At 65.9% G+C, this 18,305-nt stretch carries 15 protein-coding genes and 1 pseudogene; 10 read left to right on the top strand and 6 right to left on the bottom strand.

Annotation, left to right across the window (positions count from 1 at the left end):
• The first annotated feature begins 150 nt into the window (after positions 1–150).
• The 3 genes from ACOOF5_RS15585 (at position 151) to ACOOF5_RS15575 (ending at position 4,110) form a co-directional block, all read left to right on the top strand.
• Positions 151–2,271 (top strand): heavy metal translocating P-type ATPase, encoded by a 2,121-nt coding sequence (locus ACOOF5_RS15585; RefSeq protein WP_420440774.1) that lies wholly within the window; start codon positions 151–153, stop codon positions 2,269–2,271.
• A 59-nt stretch (positions 2,272–2,330) separates the two neighbouring features.
• The gene (locus tag ACOOF5_RS15580; RefSeq protein WP_420440772.1) at positions 2,331–3,416 is read left to right on the top strand and encodes a Zn-dependent alcohol dehydrogenase; all 1,086 of its coding nucleotides are present in this window, start codon (positions 2,331–2,333) and stop codon (positions 3,414–3,416) included.
• Between the two features lie 250 nt (positions 3,417–3,666).
• Entirely contained in the window at positions 3,667–4,110 is a 444-nt protein-coding gene (locus tag ACOOF5_RS15575; protein WP_420440770.1) for an SRPBCC family protein, read from the top strand.
• A 15-nt stretch (positions 4,111–4,125) separates the two neighbouring features.
• Here the strand turns inward: ACOOF5_RS15575 and ACOOF5_RS15570 are convergent, their stop codons facing one another.
• Positions 4,126–4,737, bottom strand: a complete 612-nt coding sequence (locus ACOOF5_RS15570) for a dimethylsulfonioproprionate lyase family protein (RefSeq protein ID WP_420440768.1) — start codon at positions 4,735–4,737, stop codon at positions 4,126–4,128.
• A gap of 91 nt (positions 4,738–4,828) precedes the next feature.
• Here ACOOF5_RS15570 and ACOOF5_RS15565 point away from each other — a divergent pair, with 91 nt between their 5' ends.
• Both ACOOF5_RS15565 and ACOOF5_RS15560 read left to right on the top strand, forming a co-directional pair.
• Entirely contained in the window at positions 4,829–5,023 is a 195-nt protein-coding gene (locus ACOOF5_RS15565) for a hypothetical protein (RefSeq protein WP_420440766.1), read from the top strand.
• The gene (locus ACOOF5_RS15560) at positions 5,007–5,351 is read left to right on the top strand and encodes a type II toxin-antitoxin system PemK/MazF family toxin (RefSeq protein ID WP_420440764.1); all 345 of its coding nucleotides are present in this window, start codon (positions 5,007–5,009) and stop codon (positions 5,349–5,351) included. The genes ACOOF5_RS15565 and ACOOF5_RS15560 overlap by 17 nt, the downstream gene beginning before the upstream one ends.
• 32 nt (positions 5,352–5,383) lie before the next feature.
• On the opposite strand, the gene ACOOF5_RS15555 is transcribed toward ACOOF5_RS15560, so the two are convergent.
• Positions 5,384–6,187 (bottom strand): alpha/beta fold hydrolase, encoded by an 804-nt coding sequence (locus tag ACOOF5_RS15555; RefSeq protein WP_420440762.1) that lies wholly within the window; start codon positions 6,185–6,187, stop codon positions 5,384–5,386.
• Positions 6,188–6,343: 156 nt separating this feature from the next.
• Between ACOOF5_RS15555 and ACOOF5_RS15550 the strand changes: the two genes are divergently transcribed.
• The 3 genes from ACOOF5_RS15550 to ACOOF5_RS15540 all read left to right on the top strand — a co-directional run bounded on the left by ACOOF5_RS15550 (position 6,344) and on the right by ACOOF5_RS15540 (position 10,203).
• Entirely contained in the window at positions 6,344–6,796 is a 453-nt protein-coding gene (locus ACOOF5_RS15550) for a Fur family transcriptional regulator (protein WP_420440760.1), read from the top strand.
• Positions 6,793–9,009 carry a catalase/peroxidase HPI gene (katG, locus tag ACOOF5_RS15545; RefSeq protein ID WP_420440758.1) on the top strand — a complete coding sequence of 739 codons (2,217 nt, stop codon included), beginning with the start codon at positions 6,793–6,795 and terminating at the stop codon, positions 9,007–9,009. Before ACOOF5_RS15550 ends, katG begins: the two co-directional genes overlap by 4 nt.
• 156 nt (positions 9,010–9,165) lie before the next feature.
• Positions 9,166–10,203: an LLM class flavin-dependent oxidoreductase gene (locus ACOOF5_RS15540; RefSeq protein WP_420440756.1), complete on the top strand. Its 1,038-nt coding sequence runs from the start codon at positions 9,166–9,168 to the stop codon at positions 10,201–10,203.
• Positions 10,204–10,275: 72 nt separating this feature from the next.
• Here ACOOF5_RS15540 and ACOOF5_RS15535 read toward each other — a convergent pair.
• A pseudogene (locus tag ACOOF5_RS15535) lies at positions 10,276–11,166 on the bottom strand (redoxin domain-containing protein); the annotation flags it as partial.
• A gap of 12 nt (positions 11,167–11,178) precedes the next feature.
• A complete protein-coding gene (locus tag ACOOF5_RS15530; protein ID WP_420440754.1) occupies positions 11,179–11,436 on the bottom strand; it encodes a hypothetical protein in 258 nt (85 codons plus the stop codon).
• A 188-nt stretch (positions 11,437–11,624) separates the two neighbouring features.
• Here ACOOF5_RS15530 and ACOOF5_RS15525 point away from each other — a divergent pair, with 188 nt between their 5' ends.
• On the top strand, positions 11,625–13,892 hold the full coding sequence (locus tag ACOOF5_RS15525) for a xanthine dehydrogenase family protein molybdopterin-binding subunit (RefSeq protein ID WP_420440752.1): 2,268 nt from the start codon (positions 11,625–11,627) through the stop codon (positions 13,890–13,892).
• Here ACOOF5_RS15525 and ACOOF5_RS15520 read toward each other — a convergent pair.
• Entirely contained in the window at positions 13,889–15,112 is a 1,224-nt protein-coding gene (locus ACOOF5_RS15520) for an LLM class flavin-dependent oxidoreductase (RefSeq protein ID WP_420440750.1), read from the bottom strand. The genes ACOOF5_RS15525 and ACOOF5_RS15520 overlap by 4 nt on opposite strands.
• A gap of 178 nt (positions 15,113–15,290) precedes the next feature.
• Positions 15,291–16,478 (bottom strand): CaiB/BaiF CoA transferase family protein, encoded by a 1,188-nt coding sequence (locus tag ACOOF5_RS15515; protein ID WP_420440748.1) that lies wholly within the window; start codon positions 16,476–16,478, stop codon positions 15,291–15,293.
• A gap of 329 nt (positions 16,479–16,807) precedes the next feature.
• Between ACOOF5_RS15515 and ACOOF5_RS15510 the strand changes: the two genes are divergently transcribed.
• Positions 16,808–18,283, top strand: coding sequence for a 4-hydroxyphenylacetate 3-hydroxylase family protein (locus tag ACOOF5_RS15510; RefSeq protein WP_420440746.1), 1,476 nt, complete (start codon positions 16,808–16,810; stop codon positions 18,281–18,283).
• Positions 18,284–18,305: the final 22 nt, after the last annotated feature.

Raw genomic sequence — 18,305 nt, 5'->3', positions numbered from 1 at the left:
ACGGCAACCGCCCGATCCGATCCAGAGGCTGAGCCGAACGGCGAAGCCGTGGCCCGAGCGGCCCGTGAGCCCGTATCGCATGAGGACGGGGAACAAGAGCGGGAATCAACAGGGGACCCGACGAGGGAGTTCGACAGTACGCGCCTGCTCGTGCATATCGACGGGATGACGTGCGCCGCGTGCGCGAGCCGGATCCAACACCGGCTCGACGAGATGGACGCCGTGGCGGCGGCACAGGTGAACTTCGCTACTGGGCGGGCCACGATCGCCCACGACGGGTCGCTCGACGAGTCGTACCTCGCTGCCGAGATCGCAGCGCTGGGCTACTCGGTCATTGCTGGGGGCGACGGCGATGCAGCCGAGCAGAGGCGCCAGACGGATCTGCTCACCCGGCTGGCCATCGGTGCGGTGCTGACGGTGCCCGCGGTGCTGATCTCCATGATCCCGGCGCTGCAATTCGACGGGTGGGAATGGCTGGCCGCCGTGCTGGCGACCGTCGTGATTGTGGGATCGGGGTGGCCGTTCCATCGAGCCGCGGCGGTGAACTTGCGCCATGGCGCCACCACGATGGACACGCTCGTGTCGATGGGGTCGCTCTCGGCTCTGGGATGGTCGCTCGCTGTGTCAGCCGCCGGCATCGGCGACGGTCATGTGTACTTCGAGACCGGCGCCGTGATCGTCACGCTGATCCTGCTGGGCAAGTGGCTGGAGCTTCGGGCCAAGCGCCGCTCGGGTGACGCGATCCGGTCGCTCGCCGATCTGGGCGTGAGGACAGCCCAACTGGCGGACGGCCGGGAGATCGCAATCGCAGATCTGGCCGTCGGCATGCGATTCGTGGTCCGGCCGGGGGAGCGGATCGCCACCGACGGCATGATCGTGGACGGGCGCTCCGCGGTCGATGCGTCGATGGTGACCGGGGAGCCGGTGCCGATCGAGGTTGGGCCTGGAGACGAGGTGATCGGCGCCACGATCAATGCCAACGGAGCTCTCGTCGTCGAGGCGACGAAGGTGGGCGCCGACACTGCGCTGGCACAGATCATCCGGCTGGTCAACGAAGCTCAGGGCAGCCGGGCAGAGGTGCAGCGGCTCGCCGATCGGGTGTCGTCGGTGTTCGTGCCCATCGCCATCGCCACTGGGATCGTCACGCTGACGGCCTGGCTGTTGCTGGGCAACGAGGCCAGCGCGGCTTTCAGTGCTGCGGTGGCCGTGCTGATCATCGCCTGTCCGTGCGCTCTGGGGCTGGCGACGCCGTTGGGGATCATGGTGGGAACGGGCCGCGGCGCCCAATTGGGTGTGATCATCAAAGGAGGCGAAGTCCTCGAGGACACCCGCGCGGTGGACGTGGTGCTGGTGGACAAGACCGGCACGCTCACCGAGGGGGCCATGACGCTCGCCGGTGTCCATCCGGTGCAGCTCTCTGCCGCCGAACGCGACGAAGTGCAGCGGTTGGCGGCATCGGCCGAGGCGCTGTCGTCCCATCCGATCGCCCAAGCCATCGCCGGCTCCGTCGACGTGCTGGTTGACGTGGACGAGTTCGAGACCATGCCGGGCTCGGGTGTGACCGCCTTGATCGGCGGCGTCGAGGTTCGGGTGGGCCGCCGCAGCCTGTTCGACGCCGTGCCCGGCCCCGTCGAAGCGGCTGCCGCAAGCGCCGAGGCTGCCGGAGCGACCGCCGTTCTCGCTGGCCGCAACGGGACAGCGGAGATGGTCCTGGTCGTCGCCGACCGCATCAAATCGACCTCACGAGAGGCAGTCGCGGCGCTGCGTGACCAAGGTCTCGGAGTCACGCTGCTCACCGGCGACAACGAGCGAACTGCCCACACCGTCGCGGCCAAGGTCGGAATCGAGTCTGTGATTTCCGAGGTGTATCCCGCTGACAAGGCCGCCGAGGTGGAGCGGCTCCAGGCGGCCGGCATGCGAGTGGCGATGGTAGGGGACGGCATCAACGATGCCCCAGCACTGGCCCAGGCCGACCTGGGCATCGCCGTCGGCACCGGCACCGATGTGGCGATCGAGGCCTCGGACCTCACCGTCGTGAGCGGCGATCTGCGGGCAGTTGCCGATGCCATCGCGCTGTCGCGTCGCACCCTGTCGACGATCAAGGGAAACTTGTTCTGGGCATTCGCCTATAACGCGGCGGCGATCCCGCTCGCGGCGTTGGGCATCCTGAACCCCATGATCGCCGCCGGCGCAATGGGCGTCTCGTCGCTGTTCGTCGTCACCAACAGCCTCCGGCTGCGACGCTTCACCGGCAGCCGCCAGACTGTCTGACTGCGTGACCGACGACAAATGGTCCGCTGCATGAACGCGACTGACCGAGAGGTATCCATATGAAGGCGGCAGTCCTGCACGAACCGCACCAGCCGATGGAGATCGCTGACGTCGCGACACGCAACCCAGGCCCACGGGAAGTCCTGATCGCGACCGCCTATGCCGGTCTTTGCCATTCCGATCTGCACTTCATCGAAGGGCTCTTCCCCCATCCGCTGCCCGCGGTGCTCGGCCACGAAGCTGCCGGCGTCGTCGAAGCTGTCGGCAGCCACGTCACCTATGTCAAGCCCGGCGACCATGTCATCACCTGCCTTTCCGTCTTCTGCGGCGAGTGCGAGCGCTGCCTGTCGGGCAATCCGTCCACCTGCTCGGACACCACGGTCAAGCTGCCGCCGGGCGCCAGTGATCGCCTGGAGTGGGACCGGCCCGAGTCGCTGCACGGCTTCCTGAACCTCTCGGCGTTCGCCGAGTTGATGCTGGTGCACGAGCACGCCCTCGTGAAGATCCGCGACGACATGCCGCTGGAGAAGGCGGCGCTGGTCGGCTGCGGGGTCATGACCGGCTTCGGAGCGGTCAACAACACGGCGCAGGTCCGCTGGGGCGAGACAGTGGCGGTCATCGGATGCGGCGGCGTCGGCATGGCCGCAGTCGAAGGAGCGCACATTGCGGGCGCCGGTCGAATCATCGCCATTGACACCAACTCCGACAAGCTGGAGCTGGCGCGCATGCTGGGCGCAACCGACGCAGTGAACCCGCTCGAGTCAGACCCTGTCGAGGCTGTGCTGGAGCTCACCGGCGGGGGAGTGCATCACGCCATCGAATGCCTGGGCATGAACACCACCGCAGAGCAGGCGTTCAATATGTTGGCCTTGGGCGGAACCGCCACGATCGTCGGCATGATCCCGGCGGATCAGAAGATCTCTGTGGACGGAATGCAACTGTTGCGGGGCCGCACGCTGAAGGGTTCGTCCATGGGATCGAACCGCTTCCGCATCGACATGCCGCGCCTCGTCGAGCTGTATCTGCAAGGCCGGCTGCATCTCGATGAGTGGGTATCGGCGGTGATCACCCTCGATCAGATCAACGAAGGCTTCGCCGACATGAAAGCCGGCAAGGTCGTCCGCTCGGTCATCAAATTCGACTGACTTCGCAGCGCCGCCGCCGATTGAGGTGCCGCACCGCGCTGCGGCCCCGTTCAAGTGGCGTCGAATTCGAAGCCTTCGTCGGGCCAACCCCAGGTGGCGCCGGTCACCTTCTTGACCGGACGGCCCATGCCGGCGAGCCGGGCGGTATGTGTTCGGGCACTTGGTCATGCCACCGCCGCTCCGAACGCAATTTCGTGGGTTGTATGTCGATAGCCTCTCGCTGCTCCTACTTCCGAACAGGATGACGAACATGGTTGAAACCACTGCCAGCACCAGCATCGACATTGCCGCAAGCCCCGAGGCGGTGTACGGGATCCTGACAGACCTGTCCCGCATAAGCGAGATCAGCCCTGAGTGCTACAAGTCGGAGTGGGAGGACGGCTCGACCGGTGCTGAGGTCGGAGCGAAGTTCCGTGGCTACAACCAGAACGGCGACATGAAGTGGGACGCGGGCTGCATCGTCGTAGCCGCCGATCCCGGTCGGGAGTGGGCGTTCGAAGTGCCTGCCCAGGACGGCCGCCGCACGCTGTGGCGCTACGAGATCGAGGCCATGCCGTCAGGCTGCCGGGTTACCGAGAGCTTCGATTCGCCGATTCTCGACATGGAGTTCTTCCAGAAGCACGACCGTCACAGCCTGCTGGTGAAGAACATCGCCCAGTCGTTGGAGAATCTCAAGGCCGTCGCCGAGGGCTAGCCCCCGCACGAGCGTTCAGCAGGCGCCCTCGACAAGCGCTGCGTCGGCTACCACGGCGCCGGTCCAGCAGTAGAGCAGCACCGTCGGTGTCGCGCCGAAATCCTGCTGGTGCGGCTGCCACGGTGCATGATGCACCGCAATACCGGGATTGGTGGTGCGGGGCACACCGTCGGTGCTGAAACAGGGCTCGCCGGCGAGCACGTGGTACAGCTCCTCGGCCTCGTGATGGTGGCTGGGGTAGTGCAGGTTCGGGCCCCACACGGCGATGCCGATTCGTACCGAGCGATGCTCGACGATCGAGTTCGGGCCGACCAGCTGCACGTAGCCGTAGTTGTCGTGGAACTCCTGGCTCAACACGCCGCGATAGCCGGCGGTCTGGATCCACGGCAGAGACGGCGCAAGGGTCAGGAATTCCTCGAGCACGGCGTCGACGGCGTCGTCGCCGCTGAGCTCAACGGCGTCAAGGTGCCGCAGCACCGGCAGATGGCGAGCCTCGACCAGAATGGGACTGCGGGCCTCGTCCAGCGCGTCGAGCACGTTGGCGACCATCGGAAACTCGGGCACCGCTGGGCGGCTGCGATGAAATTCGGCGATACGCCGAAGCAGATCGTCGACGACGCGCGCCACCCAAGCATTGTCTCATCCGTTTCCTGTCATCAGCGCGCATAAGGCCCTTTGGCCATAGGGGTCGTGCATGCATCCCTGTTAACGTATTTGCATGCAAAGCACCAGCGTCCGCATCGACGTCGTGACGCACCGGGAATTGAAGAAGCTCGCAGCGATGCTCGGCGCAAGCGTGGGCGACACGGTCAAATTGGCGGTGTGCCGGCTGCGCCAGGACGAGATCGGTGCGGAGTTGAGCGGGGAACTCGGCGAAACCGAGACCGCCTGGCTTGATGCTGACCTCGGGTGACGTCGTCGACCTCGATCTCGGCCTGCCTGAAGGGCGAGAAGCAGGTTTCCGCCATCCGGCAGTCGTGGTGACTGCCCAGCGCGTGCTCGACAATGAACCAAGTGTCGTACACGTCGTGCCGCTGACGTCAGCGCTACGAGGGTTCGCGTCCGAGGTGGAGCTCGAGCCCGATCCTCACAATGGGCTGGACACTGCCTCGGCGGCGCAGTGCCAGCACGTCCGGGCAGTATCCGCGGCACGGATTCGCGAAGCGCGGGGCAACGTCGGATCGGCCGCGCTCTCCCAAATCCGTGACGTCCTCGGACTCATCCTCGACATCACCACGTAGAGCGAACCTGGATTTGGGCGGATCGACGAGGCCTAGGAATTTAGGAACTCCAGAATCGCAGTCCACGCTGCAGGGTCCTGCAGCAGGAACATATGGCCCCCGTCGAAGAGCTGCATTCGTGCGTCGGGCAGTGCTGCGGCCAGATTCTCGAGATTTTCCGGCGGCGCTTGCCGATCGAATAGTCCGCCGACCACGTATGTGGGTGCGACGATCTCAGCGAGCCGTTCCCAGACGTCGTGGCGTGCGCGGGCCTCGAGCTGGCGGCGCGCACCCATCGCCGCGGCGGGGTCGTCCGCGTTCAATGGCGGGCCCGACATACGCGGGACCAGCTTGTCGTACATGGGCGCATACCTGGGCGGATTGGCGTCGGGTTCGTTGCGAACGTCGTGAATCGGCAGGACGGTGCGAAGCCGTTCTGCGACCGGAAGATCGGCGACTGAGAGCAGATCGAATGACGAACCGCCTGCGCCGCCCGATGATGTGCAGCACAGCACGAGTCGATCCACCCGGTCCGGATGCCGCAGAGCAACATGCTGGGCCACCATCCCGCCGAAGCTGACACCAACAAAGTGGGCGCAGTCCCAACCGAAGGCATCCATCAGCGCAACTGCATCGTCCGCGTAGTCCTCCATCGCATAGGGGATATCTGGCTTGCTCGTCTGACCGAGTCCCCGCTGGTCGTACATCAGCACTTCGTGATGCTGTTCGAGCGGGCCGCGACCGCGCAGCGGGTTCTGGCGCAAGTCACCCCCCGTCCCGCTCAGCCAGACGACCCGCGGTCCTTTCCCGTGGATCTCGAAGTAGATGCTCAGGCCACGCACGTCGATCAGGGACATGCCGGCTCAAACTAGTAGCGCGCGCCCTGGCCCCAAGGCCCAGACATCACACGTAGGAAGCGGTGATGCGCCGACCCAAAGCCGCGCCACCCGTTGTTGCCTGCGGTTCGACAGCCATGATATTAGACCAGGTCTAGAATTAGATATACTCGTTGCATGGCCCAAGGCACCTTGCAGATGCTAAAGATGCTACGGGAGCGTGGGATACAGGTGACCGCACAGCGATTGGCTGTGTTCGGTGCCGTCGCGGCTCGACCGCATGCCACTGCTGACGATCTGGTCGACGATGTGCGTGCCAGTATCGGGTCAATATCCAGACAGGCAGTATTCGATGCCTTGGGAATGTTGACCGAACAAGGTCTGATCCGGCGGATCCAGCCGGCACGGTCGGCGGCCCGATACGAGGACCGGGTCGACGACAACCATCACCACTTGGTGTGCCGCGGGTGCGCCCGGATGGTCGACGTCGACTGCGCCGTGGGATACCGGCCGTGCCTCGAGGCCGCCGACGACAAGGGCTTCGTGATCGACGAGGCCGAAGTCATCTATTGGGGCTATTGCCCGGATTGCACGACAACAGCTCAAACAACAGCCAAGGAGCAGCAATGAGTGACACCACCGCCACGACCGAAGCAACCTCGGGGGGCGGCAGATGCCCGGTGTTGCATGACCCCGCCTACATGGGCTCGCTGGCCAATCAGCAGTGGTGGCCCGAGCAGCTCAATCTGCGGCCGCTGGGCAAGAACTCGCCGCTGATCGACCCCACCGACGAGCAGTACGACTACGCCGCCGAGTTCGGGACCCTCGATCTCGCAGCCGTCAAGGTCGACCTCGCCGAGGTGATGACCACCTCACAGGATTGGTGGCCAGCCGACTTCGGCCACTACGGCCCGCTGATCATCCGCATGGCGTGGCACAGCGCTGGCACCTACCGCATCCACGACGGCCGAGGCGGCGGCGGCTCGGGCTCGCACCGATTCGCACCGCTCAACAGCTGGCCCGACAACGCCAACCTGGACAAGGCTCGCCGGCTCCTGTGGCCGGTCAAGCAGAAGTACGGCCGCAAGATCTCCTGGGCCGACCTGATGATCCTGGCCGGCAATGTGGCGCTGGAATCGATGGGCTTTGAGACCTTCGGCTTCGGCGGCGGCCGGGAAGACGTGTGGGAGCCCGAGGAGGACATCTACTGGGGCCCCGAAACCGTCTGGCTTGACGACGAGCGCTACAGCGGGGATCGTGATCTGGCCGACCCGCTCGGCGCCGTGCAGATGGGTCTCATCTATGTGAACCCTGAAGGGCCGAACGGCACGCCCGACCCGCTCGCAGCGGCGAGGGACATCCGCGAAACCTTCGCTCGAATGGCAATGGACGACGAGGAGACGGTGGCCCTCATCGCCGGGGGTCACACGTTCGGCAAGACACACGGCGCCGCTGACGGCGACGCGCACGTCGGCCCCGAGCCTGAAGGCGCCGCCCTGGAAGAACAGGGCCTCGGCTGGACGAGCACGTTCGGCAGCGGCAAGGCAGGCGACTCGATCACCAGCGGCCTCGAAGGCATCTGGACGCCCACGCCGGTGACGTGGGACAACACGTTCTTCGAGGTGCTGTTCGGCTATGAGTGGGAGCTGTCCCAGAGCCCGGCGGGTGCACATCAGTGGGAGCCCACCGATCCAGCTGCGGCCGACACCGTGCCCGACGCGCACGATCCGTCGAAACGGCACGCGCCGGTCATGCTCACGACCGACTTGTCGCTGCGGATGGACCCCATCTACGAGCCGATCTCGCGGCGCTTCCTTGAGAACCCCGACGAGTTCGCTGACGCCTTTGCGCGGGCCTGGTACAAACTCACTCACCGCGACATGGGTCCGGCCTCGCGCTACCTCGGACCGGAGGTGCCTGACGAGGTTCTGATCTGGCAGGACCCTGTTCCCGCTGTCGACCACGAGCTGGTCGACGACGTCGATGTCGCAGCGCTGAAAGCCACGATTCTCGAATCGGGCCTGTCGGTTGCCGAGCTGGTCAAGGCCGCGTGGGCATCGGCGTCGACGTTCCGTGACAGCGACATGCGAGGCGGGGCCAACGGTGCCCGAATCCGGCTCGCACCTCAGAACGGCTGGGAAGCCAACGATCCAGCCGAGCTGGCGGGCGTGCTCACGGCACTGGCCGGAATTCAGGCGGCGTTCAACAGCGCCCAGAACGGTTCGAAGCGAGTGTCGCTGGCGGACCTGATCGTGCTGGGCGGGTGCGCCGGCATCGAGCAGGCGGCCCGCAATGCCGGCCGCGACGTCGTGGTGCCGTTCTCGCCGGGCCGCACCGATGCCTCGGCAGATCAGACCGACACCGAGTCCTTCGCCGTGCTCGAGCCAACGGCTGACGGGTTCCGCAACTACTGGCGAGGCGGTGACAAGCGCCGTCCCGAGGTGATGCTGGTGGACCGTGCGAGCCTGCTGTCGCTGACGGCGCCGGAGATGACGGTGCTGGTCGGCGGCCTGCGGGTGCTCGGCGCCAACACCGGGGGCTCGTCTCTGGGCGTTCTCACCGACCGTGCCGGCTCGCTGACCAACGACTTCTTCGTGAACTTGCTGGACATGGGCACCGAATGGCAGGTGTCCGACACCGACCACGTCTACGAAGGCCGCGACCGCAACTCTGGTGAGCTCAAGTGGACAGCCAGTGCGGTCGATCTGGTGTTCGGCTCCAACTCGCAGCTGCGAGCCATCGCCGAGGTGTACGGATGCGACGACGCCGAGGCCAAGTTCGTGGCCGACTTCGTGGCGGCTTGGCACAAGGTGATGGACCTCGACCGGTTCGATCTGACCTGAGAACCCGCGGCTCGCGTCATGTCGGCGACATTCGCGAGGCGGCTCGGACGAATGGAGAGCTTCGACAGTCAGCCGCTGCTGCCGGGGGCCGCCACGACGTTCGCGGAGATCTGAGACGATGTCGTCCCTATACGAAACGGGGGATACATGAACGCGATGAGTGCTTCACCCGAGAAACCTGGGCTTGGCCTGCTGCTCGGCTTCGAGGACTCGATGGCCGACTTCGTCGAGCTGGCCCGAGAGGGTGAGGCCGCCGGCATGGACTCGATGTACACCGTCGAGGCCGGTCGCAGTGCCTTTGTGTCGGCAGCCGCCGTGATCGCTGCGACCGAGCGGGTGACGGTCGGCACCTACATCGCCAACGCCTATGCCCGCGAACCGTGGCTGACGGCGATAGCGGCTCGCGATCTCGACGAGATGAGCGGGGGACGGTTCACACTCGGCCTCGGCACCGGCAACCGCCATTTCAACGAGTGGTACATGGGCATCGACGAGTTCCGCCCGCTCGGCAAGCTGCGCGACTACATCGAGATCGTGCGCAGCGCGGTCGCCGGACGGGCGGGGGAGCCGGTGCGTTACGAGGGCGATCACCACCGCATCCGCTGGCGGGCCACCTGGGAGCCGACGAGGCCGTCGATCCCGGTGTACCTGTCAGCCTCGGGACCCAAGATGGTCCACTTGGCAGGCGAGGTCGCCGATGGGGTCGGCGTCGGGGTGATGTCCTCGGTCGAATTCATGCGCGACATCGTCGGGCCGACAGCGCGCCAGGCCGCCACTGAGGCTGGCCGCGACCCCGACGACGTCGGATTCCTGATGGGATCGTTCCTCAGCGTCAATCCGGACGAAGAACTGGCCCGCAACGCCACCCGGGCCACCATCTGCGGGCTGTTCCACCCCGTGCCGCACCCGTACTACGACTCGCAGCTTCGCCAGCTCGGCTTCGACGAGTTCGCAGACGCCGCGACCCGACTGATGCCCCAAGGGCAGCTACGCGAGGCCATGGATCTGGTGCCCGACGAGGTCGTCGACTCCATGAGCATCACCGGTACCCCGGCCCAATGCGCGGCTCGAATCGCCGACTACAGCGGTCTGACTTCGGAGATCATCCTGTTCCGGGTGCCTCAGCGCACTGATGCGCCTGGGCTAGCGGGCTACGAGTCGATGTTCGAGGTGGTCTCGCTCGCCAGCGCCTGACGGGGTGCGGCCCTGCTCGCGGGGCATCGTCGGTCGCTGCGAACTCGGCTTTCGGTTCCCGTCGACGCTGGATCAGGCGCCTTGACGGCGGTCGATCAGGCGCTGGAAGTGCTGTGCGCCGTTCATGGCCGGCACCCTGCCAACACCGGGTCCCATGTCGCCCAGAACCGGGAAGCCCGCCTCCACGCGGAAGCTGAACGGCATTGACTCAGGCAAGAAGCACTCGTTGTCGTCACAGGCCTGCCAGCGAATCCGGCCGTTGATCGTGACGTAACGACCGTTGTCGTCCTTTTGCATGTGTCGGGCGTTCTGCGCAATCGGAAGCCGCAGCACCACGTCCCCTTCGTAGGTCTGCAGCGTCTCGCCCGACCCGGCGAGAGTTAGGGGCGCAGTAGGCGGTGCCAGCATCTCGTAGGACAGGATCCCGTCGCTGTCGTCGAGGTCGATTGCTGCTGCCACCAGGCCCTCGGGTACAGGTTCGCCGTAGAGGTGCTGGCCCTCGGGAACCCGGAATGTCGCGACGATGTGGCGAGTGACTCCCATCGGCAGCCGATCACCGTCGACGGTCACCTCCGCGGTGACTCGATTGACCGGCTGCGGGTCGCCCGCAACTGCGGCCTCGAATTCATGGCCGAGGGCTGCGGCGAGCATCTGCTCGGGACCCGAGCGCACGGCGAAGTTGTGCTCGAAGAACTTCGCCACGATGATCCCATCGGCGTCGACGACATACGACCCGGGGAATGGGAGGCCATACCACGGGTGGTCATCGGGCGGGATCAGCGTGTTGAGAATCCCGAACGACTCGATGACCTCGCTGTCGGGGTCCGACAGCATGGTGAACGTGGTGTCGTGAGCTTTCGCGTAGTCGGCCAGCGCGTCGGGCTCGTCATAGCTCAGCGCATACAGACGGACACCCGCTGCCCGGTAGGCATCCATGCCTCGTTCCAGCTCGACCAGCTGGGTTCGGCACGGCGGTCACCACACTGCCGAGCGATAGAACACCACCACAGCTGGCTGGCCCGCACGGTCGGCGTGCACGTCCACGGTGCGGCCGGACTGATCGATAGCGACGATGTCCGGCAGGGGGGATCCCACCTCGGGTCCGGTCGGAAAGTCGCCCAACGGGATTCGCCGACTTCCGTTGCCGGGCGGCTCGGGCATATTGAAGCCCTCTGCATCCTCGAAGTACGGACCATTCGACGGGCCGCCCCGGGTGTCAAGTGTGATCTCCATCGTCCGCTCCGATCGTCGGTCGTGAGGCATCCAACTCCAGCGGTGATCATGACACGCCGGGCGTGCGGTGTTCCCGGGGGGGATTGGCGTATGGCGACCCGCTGACGGACTGCAGTTGGGCGAAGTCCAGCTCCAAACCGTTCCAGCGGCACGCGGGCCGCAGGCTCGTGGGGGGCTACGTTGCAGCCGTGGCTGATTCAGAATTCAACGGGCGGCGCGAAGACGAGCCGCTACTGCGCGGCGAGAGCACTTATATCGACGGGCTCGACGTGCCCGAGCTGGAGGGAGCCGCGCAAGCCGTGTTCGTGCGTTCGGCGGAAGCCCATGCCCGCCTCGCCTCCGTTGACGTAACAGCGGCCCGGGAGGCTGACGGGGTGATCGCCGTGTTCCTCGGACGGGAGGTGGACGGCTGGCCGTTCCCACCGCGGCTGCCGTCGATGAATCGGGACCTGTGGCGGCCGCTCATGGCCTACGACATGGTCCGTTTCGTCGGCGAGCCGATCGCCTTGGTGGTCGCCGAGACTCGGGCCGCTGCGGTCGACGCCGCGGAAGGTGTAATCGTCGATTACGAACCGCTGCCCCCAGTTGTCGACCTCGATGCCAGCCTCGACGGCGAGACCCTGCTGCATGAACATGCCGGGACGAACGTGGCCCTGGCTTGGGAACTTGACCTCGTCCCCGATGACGTGTGGGACGGTTGCGACGTCACTGTCGAGTTCGACCTGACACACCCACGACTCGGTCCGCACCCGATCGAACCACTCGCCGGCGCATCGAGTTGGGGCGACGATGGGCGCTGCACGGCGTGGGTGTGCTCGCAGCGTCCCGCCGGCGCCAAGCACGTCATCGAGACGCTGCTCGGTCTCGAACCGGGCACGGTGCGGGCCATATCGCCCGACGTCGGCGGCGGCTTCGGCGCCAAGGGTGGCTGGGGCTGCTACCCCGAAGATGTGGCTGTCGCGTGGGCGGCACGTGAGCTCGGGCGACCGATCCGGTGGGCTCAGACCCGCTCGGAAGCGTCGCTGGCGATGGGTCACGGACGAGCCTCTCGCCACCGGATCCGCATCGGCGGCAACCGTGACGGCACGATCGTCGCCTATTCGGTCGATGCCCTCCAGGACAGCGGTGCGTACCCCGCCATGGGCACAAACGTCACCACGAACCTTCGCAACAGCGGCACCGGCGTCTATGACATCGCTCACGCAACGCTGCGCGGCACCTCGGTGGTCACCAACACCACGCCGACGGTCGCGTTCCGGGGTGCCGGTCGGCCCGAGGCGGCGTGCTCGATCGAGCGGGCCGTCGACCGTTTCGCCCGGGCCATCGGCCGCGACCCGCTCGAGGTTCGCTTCGCCAATCTTGTGCAGGCAGATCGGTTCCCGTACCGCACCGCCGTCGGTGCCACCTACGACAGCGGGAACTACCCCGAAGCGCTTCGAGAGGCCGCCGCGATCGCCGACTACCAAGGCTTGCGCTCCGAGCAAGCCGAACGGCGTGCAGCCGGCGACAGCAACGTGCTACTTGGCATCGGCGTGAGCTGCACCACCGAAGTCACCGGTGGCGGCGAGGGGGAGCGTGCCACGGCTCAGCTCGCAGCCGACGGCACCGTCGACGTCGTGGTCGGCACATCGCCTCACGGCCAGGGCCACGAGACAACGTTCGCTCCGGTGGTCGCCGCCCAGCTCGGTATCGACGTCGAGCGCATCACCATCTCCCACGACGACACGGATCGTTCGCCCATCGGAGGGGGAACCATCGGATCGCGCTCGGCGCAGCTCGGCGGTGCCGCTGCACATGGGGCAGCTCTCGATTTGGTGGCCGCTGCCCGGGAGCGTGCTGCTGAGCTGCTCGAGGCCGATCCCGACGATGTCACGTTGGACAGCGGTCGCGGGCTGTTCCACGTGGTGGGCACTCCCGCCCGATCGCTCGGCTGGGCCGACTTGGGCGAGCTCAGCGTGGACCACCATTTCAGATCCCAAGGCGGCGCTGGCTCATTCTCCTTCGGTGCGTGCGTGGCCGCTGTGGAGGTTGACACTGCCACGGGCGAGGTTCAGGTGCGCCGGCTGGTGAGCGTCGACGACGCCGGCGTCATCTTGCAGCCCGTCCTGGCCCACGGGCAGGTGCACGGCGGCCTGGCGCTGGCGGTCGGCGCGGCGCTGTACGAGGAGATGTTCTACAACGACGAGGGCATTCCCATGACGGTCGGCTTGGCCGACTACCTGTTGCCCTCGGCTGCTGAGATGCCGTTCTTCGAATGCGAGGAGACCGTGACGCCGTCGCCGCTCAACCCGCTCGGCGTCAAGGGCATCGGCGAGTCGGGGACCGTCGTCGCGACCCCTGCGCTCCACAGCGCCGTGCTGGATGCTCTCGAGCCCTACGGCGTCGAGCACCTCGATCTCCCATTGACGCCCGAGAAGGTCTGGCGCTCACTGCACGCCGGCACCGCCGCCGGCTAGTTCGATCCCTCTGTTTCGTCAGCGCCGACCCGGGGCGTGAAGCCGCCCTTGGGGGTGCCGGCACCCTTGAGCGCTTCGGCGGCCCGCTTGTTCTCGAAGATCTTCGCCAGAATCGCCTTGCCTGCCCGGTCGAAGTACTCCCGGTTCTCAATCACGAACTCGTTCGATTCCTGCATCGGCGCGAGCTGGTCCTTTACGGCGGGCATGACGTGGCGTGCCACCAGGTCCCAGCTGCGGAACATGGCCTCGGGCTCGGCCCAGTCGTTGACGAAACCCATCATCACACCGAACCCGCCGGTGATCTCTTGCATTCGCAGGATGTTCTCGATGAGGTCGTCGGGTGTGCCGATGACGCCCGCCGCGGTGTCTGGGTTGGCGTAGAAGTCGATGGCGTCGGCCGTCGAGCCGAGGTGTTCGAGGCCCGGGCGCTGCAGCGTGTCGACGTTGTACTCGTTGTGCCACCGCAACAGCCCGTGCTCGACATCGCGCCGCGCCTGGTCGCGGGTGAGCGCCACGTGGAAGTTGAACATCACCCGCCAATTGGCACGGTCCACGACCTGGTCGTGCTTGGCGGCGGCCTCTTCGGCGAAGCTCCACTGCAGCGGCAGCGATGCCAAACCCTCGGTCGACATCGACCCGATTGACAGCACACCCATGCCGTACTTGCCGGCGAGGGTCATGCCCGACGGGCTGATCATCGATGCCGTCGTCATCGGTATCTCGTGCTGGTACGGCAGGATCTGCAGCTTGGCGTCATACAGCGAGAACCAGTCGCACTCATAGGTGAAACGTTCGCCGCCGGCAAGCAGCCGCTTGACGACCGGGATCGCCTCGTCCTGGCGGTCTCGCAACAGCATCGGGTCGATGCCCAGCGTGTGAGCGTCAGACGGCAACGCGCCTGGCCCGGTGCCGAGCATTGCCCGCCCGAGGCTCATCTGGTCGAGCTGGACAATGCGCTGGGCAACGTGGAAAGGGTGGTGATAGGGGATCGAGGTGACTCCGGTGCCGAGCTTGATGCGACCGGTGCGCATGGCGGCGCCGGCCAGGAACATCTCGGGCGAGCCGATGGTCTCCCAGCCGGTCGAGTGGTGCTCACCGCACCAGAACTCGTCATAGCCGAGACGGTCGAGCTGCGCGACCAAGTCGAGATCCCGCTGCAGCTGCAGCGCCGGGCTCTCGCCGGGGAGATGGTGTGGTGCCAGAAACGCTGCGAACTTCACCGTCGGGACCCTACCGAAGCCCGGCCATCGCCATCATGGGCAGCTTGTTGCGCTGACTCGCAGAGGCCAGCCGCCCCGACGTTGGCAGAGCAGCCCCTCATGGGTAGCAACCGGGGGCTGGCTCTCCCGCGACCGTAGTGATGGGCCTGCCTCGCTCTTGGTTGGATTTCGATGTATGTCAGGGCACGGTGACGACGCCTGCGTCGATGAGGCTGTCGATCTCGGCAGTGTCGTAGCCGATCTCAGTCAGGATCTCGCGTCCGTGCTCGCCGATGCCTGGTGCAGGTCGCCGGATGCTGGGTGGCGTCTCGGAGAACTGCTCGGGAGGCGGGATGACCCGGAACGGGCCGGCCACGGGATGCTCGTCGATCGGAAGCTGGTCGATGAGCTCGTCGAGGGTGGCTGCCTCAGTTGCAGGTATCCCGTGCTCTTCGCAGAATTCCAGCCAATCGGCCGTCGTGCGCTGGGTGAGCACCGTTGCGACGTCGCGATACAGGCTGTCGCTGTGTGTGACGCGCTCGATGGGCGTTGCGAAGCGTTCATCGGCTGCTAGATCGGGCCGCCCGCCGGCTTCGAAGAGCGCGACGTAGTGCGAATGGTCGTAGGGCAGGATGTTGATCCAGCCGTCGGCGGTCCGCTGAGGCCGACGCTCCGGCGTGAGGATGCGGGCGTAGCCGGCGTCCGCCACGGGAGGTTCGGAGATTGCGCCCGAGCCGTGCTCGGTGAGCACAAACGCTCGCATCACGTCGACCATCGGGACCTCAATGCACTGCCCCTGCCCAGTCTGAGCTCGATGAAAAAGTGCCGCTGCCACCGAGTTCGCAATGGTCAGGCCGCAGACCTTGTCGGCCACGAGGCTGGGCAGCAGCATCGGCTCGGCGCCCATGCGCCGGAAGAGATCGCCGACGCCGCTGGCCGACTGGATGATGTCGTCGTATGCAGGAGCATTCGCCTGCTCGCTGGATGACGGGTAGCCGTGGGCCCGGCAGAACACGATGTCGTTGCGGACGTCCCGGACTGCCTCATAGTGCAACCCGAGCCGCTGCAGCGGTCCGGGGCGAAGGTTGGTGATCATCACGTCGCAGGTGGTGGCGATATCGAGGAAGGCCTGGCTGCCACGGGGCTGCTTGAGATCGACGGAAATGCTCCGCTTGTTGCGCAGCAGATTGAGTGCGATTCCCGAGAACTCCTCGACGGGGCCGGACCCCATGGTGCGGTTTCGGTCGCCCTTGGCCGGCTCCACAAAGATGACATCAGCGCCAAGATCTCCGAGCGTGCGAGTGGCAGCCGGACCCATGAGCACCGACGACAGGTCAAGCACCCGAATCCCCGCCAGCGGACCTGTCACGTCCTCGCTCGTACTCATCTCACCTCTAGACGATGTTGCCTGTGGCCATTCGCAGGACGATAACCCGAAGGCGGTTGCTTCTTTGGAGTGCACCGCACACCGCCCGGGCATTGGGTTGTGTGCAGCGCTGGAGGCTCGTTCCATGCTGCTGGCTGTCGGGGCCTCGATCGAATCGATACGTCTGAGCAGCGGATCGGTGATTCTGACTGCAGTCGGTTCCAGATCGACGCAGACAGCTCTCCATTGAGTGCAGCCGAGAAAACTGACTAGAGTCAGTTCTCGGTCTAGCTCCGGGCAGTCAACCGGAGACAGGCAAAGCAGAGGCATTCAGAAGCGGGGGGAGCGAGATGGGGCTCAAGACTGGCGAGGAGTATCTCTCAACACTTGCCGATGGGCGGCAGGTCTACTACGACGGTCATCTCGTGACCGACGCGTCGGCCGAGCCGGGGCTGCGCAACACAGCGCTCACCGTCGCGCAGTACTACGACATGCAGCACCTGCCCGAGCTCAAAGACATCGTCACTTACGAGACCCCCGATGGCGACCGGGCTCACGTGTCGTTCATCGAGCCTCGATCCAGAGATGACTTGCGCCAGCGGGCAGCGGCGTTCGGCGTGTGGTCAGAGGTGACCGGCGGGCTCATGGGCCGGGCGCCCGACTACATGAACGCCTGCATGATGGCGATAGGCAACACGGGCCACGTCTGGGGAATGCACGACGAGCGGTTCGCCAAGAACGCCTACGAGAGGTACCTGCATTGCCGCCGCAATGACATCTGCATGACCCACACGTTCGTGAACCCGATGACCGACCGCTTCACGCCAATTGCCGAGCAGGAAAAGTTCGTCAACGCCGGCATCGTCGACACCAACGACGACGGAATCGTCGTCACTGGCGCCCGAATGGTCGGCACGCTCGCTCCCTTCTGCGAGGAGAATCTGAGCTTCGGCGCACCGCTGGGCCTCGAAGGCAACGGTGACGAGATGTACGCCCTCGGCTTCACCTGCAAGGTCAACCACCCCAACCTCAAGTGGATGTGCCGGGACAAGCTCGACCCGGAGCGCTCGCACTTCGACCGTCCCCTCACCGGCCGGTTCGAGGAGATGGATGCTCTTGCGATCTGGGAGGACGCCTTCATCCCGTGGGAGGACGTGTTCATCTGCAACGACGTCGAGGTCCACAACCTGTCGCTGTTCGGGATGAAGTTCTTCCAATCGCTCGGCCATCACGTCATCGTGAAGAACGTGGCCAAGACGCGGTTCCTCTTCGGGCTGGCGCACCTGATGGCGGAGTCGTCGCAGATCTCGCAGTTCGTCAACGTGCAGGACCGCCTCGGGGACATCTTGATGTGGCTGCACACCATGGAGTCGCTAGCGATTGCGGCCGTCGAGGGGGCCGAGCTGAACCCCGACAACGGGCTCTATTACGCCAACGAGAGCGCCATCCAGGCGGCCTTGCGGCTGTACCCCGAGGTGTATCCCCGCATCATCGACCACATCATCCAGCTCGGCGGCGGCGGGTACGTCTCGCTGCCGCAGGAGGCCAGCTTGGAGATGGCCGAGCTGGCGGTCGATCGCTACTACCAGGGTGTCTCCCAGGAGGCGAAAGACAAAGTTGCCCTGTTCCGGATGGCTTGGGATATCTGCGGGACCGGCTGGGGTGGACGCCAGGAGCTGTACGAGCGCTTTTTCTTCGGCGATACCCAGCGGATGAAGGGCTTGAACTACCAGTTCTACGACAAGGAAGATGCAGTGAAGATGGTGGCCCGGGTCCTGCAGCCACCGCAGGGCTCGGAGCGACTCGCCTGGCCCGACTGGTCGTAGCGGCAGGGTCGCATCGTTCCGG

It is taken from the genome of Candidatus Poriferisodalis sp. (assembly GCF_965214215.1).
GTDB lineage: Bacteria > Actinomycetota > Acidimicrobiia > Acidimicrobiales > Poriferisodalaceae > Poriferisodalis.
The sequence above is the reverse complement of the archived record's forward strand: the minus strand, read 5'-3'. Positions and strand labels throughout refer to the sequence as shown.

Excerpts from the sequence above, each read along its gene's own strand:
- ACOOF5_RS15580 (WP_420440772.1), top strand. The coding sequence starts at position 2,331 with ATGAAGGCGGCAGTCCTGCACGAACCGCACCAGCCGATGGAGATCGCT.
- ACOOF5_RS15575 (WP_420440770.1), top strand. The coding sequence starts at position 3,667 with ATGGTTGAAACCACTGCCAGCACCAGCATCGACATTGCCGCAAGCCCC.
- ACOOF5_RS15565 (WP_420440766.1), top strand. The coding sequence starts at position 4,829 with ATGCAAAGCACCAGCGTCCGCATCGACGTCGTGACGCACCGGGAATTG.
- ACOOF5_RS15560 (WP_420440764.1), top strand. The coding sequence starts at position 5,007 with ATGCTGACCTCGGGTGACGTCGTCGACCTCGATCTCGGCCTGCCTGAA.
- ACOOF5_RS15555 (WP_420440762.1), bottom strand. The coding sequence starts at position 6,187 with ATGTCCCTGATCGACGTGCGTGGCCTGAGCATCTACTTCGAGATCCAC.
- ACOOF5_RS15550 (WP_420440760.1), top strand. The coding sequence starts at position 6,344 with ATGGCCCAAGGCACCTTGCAGATGCTAAAGATGCTACGGGAGCGTGGG.
- katG (WP_420440758.1), top strand. The coding sequence starts at position 6,793 with ATGAGTGACACCACCGCCACGACCGAAGCAACCTCGGGGGGCGGCAGA.
- ACOOF5_RS15540 (WP_420440756.1), top strand. The coding sequence starts at position 9,166 with ATGAGTGCTTCACCCGAGAAACCTGGGCTTGGCCTGCTGCTCGGCTTC.
- ACOOF5_RS15530 (WP_420440754.1), bottom strand. The coding sequence starts at position 11,436 with ATGGAGATCACACTTGACACCCGGGGCGGCCCGTCGAATGGTCCGTAC.
- ACOOF5_RS15515 (WP_420440748.1), bottom strand. The coding sequence starts at position 16,478 with ATGAGTACGAGCGAGGACGTGACAGGTCCGCTGGCGGGGATTCGGGTG.
- ACOOF5_RS15510 (WP_420440746.1), top strand. The coding sequence starts at position 16,808 with ATGGGGCTCAAGACTGGCGAGGAGTATCTCTCAACACTTGCCGATGGG.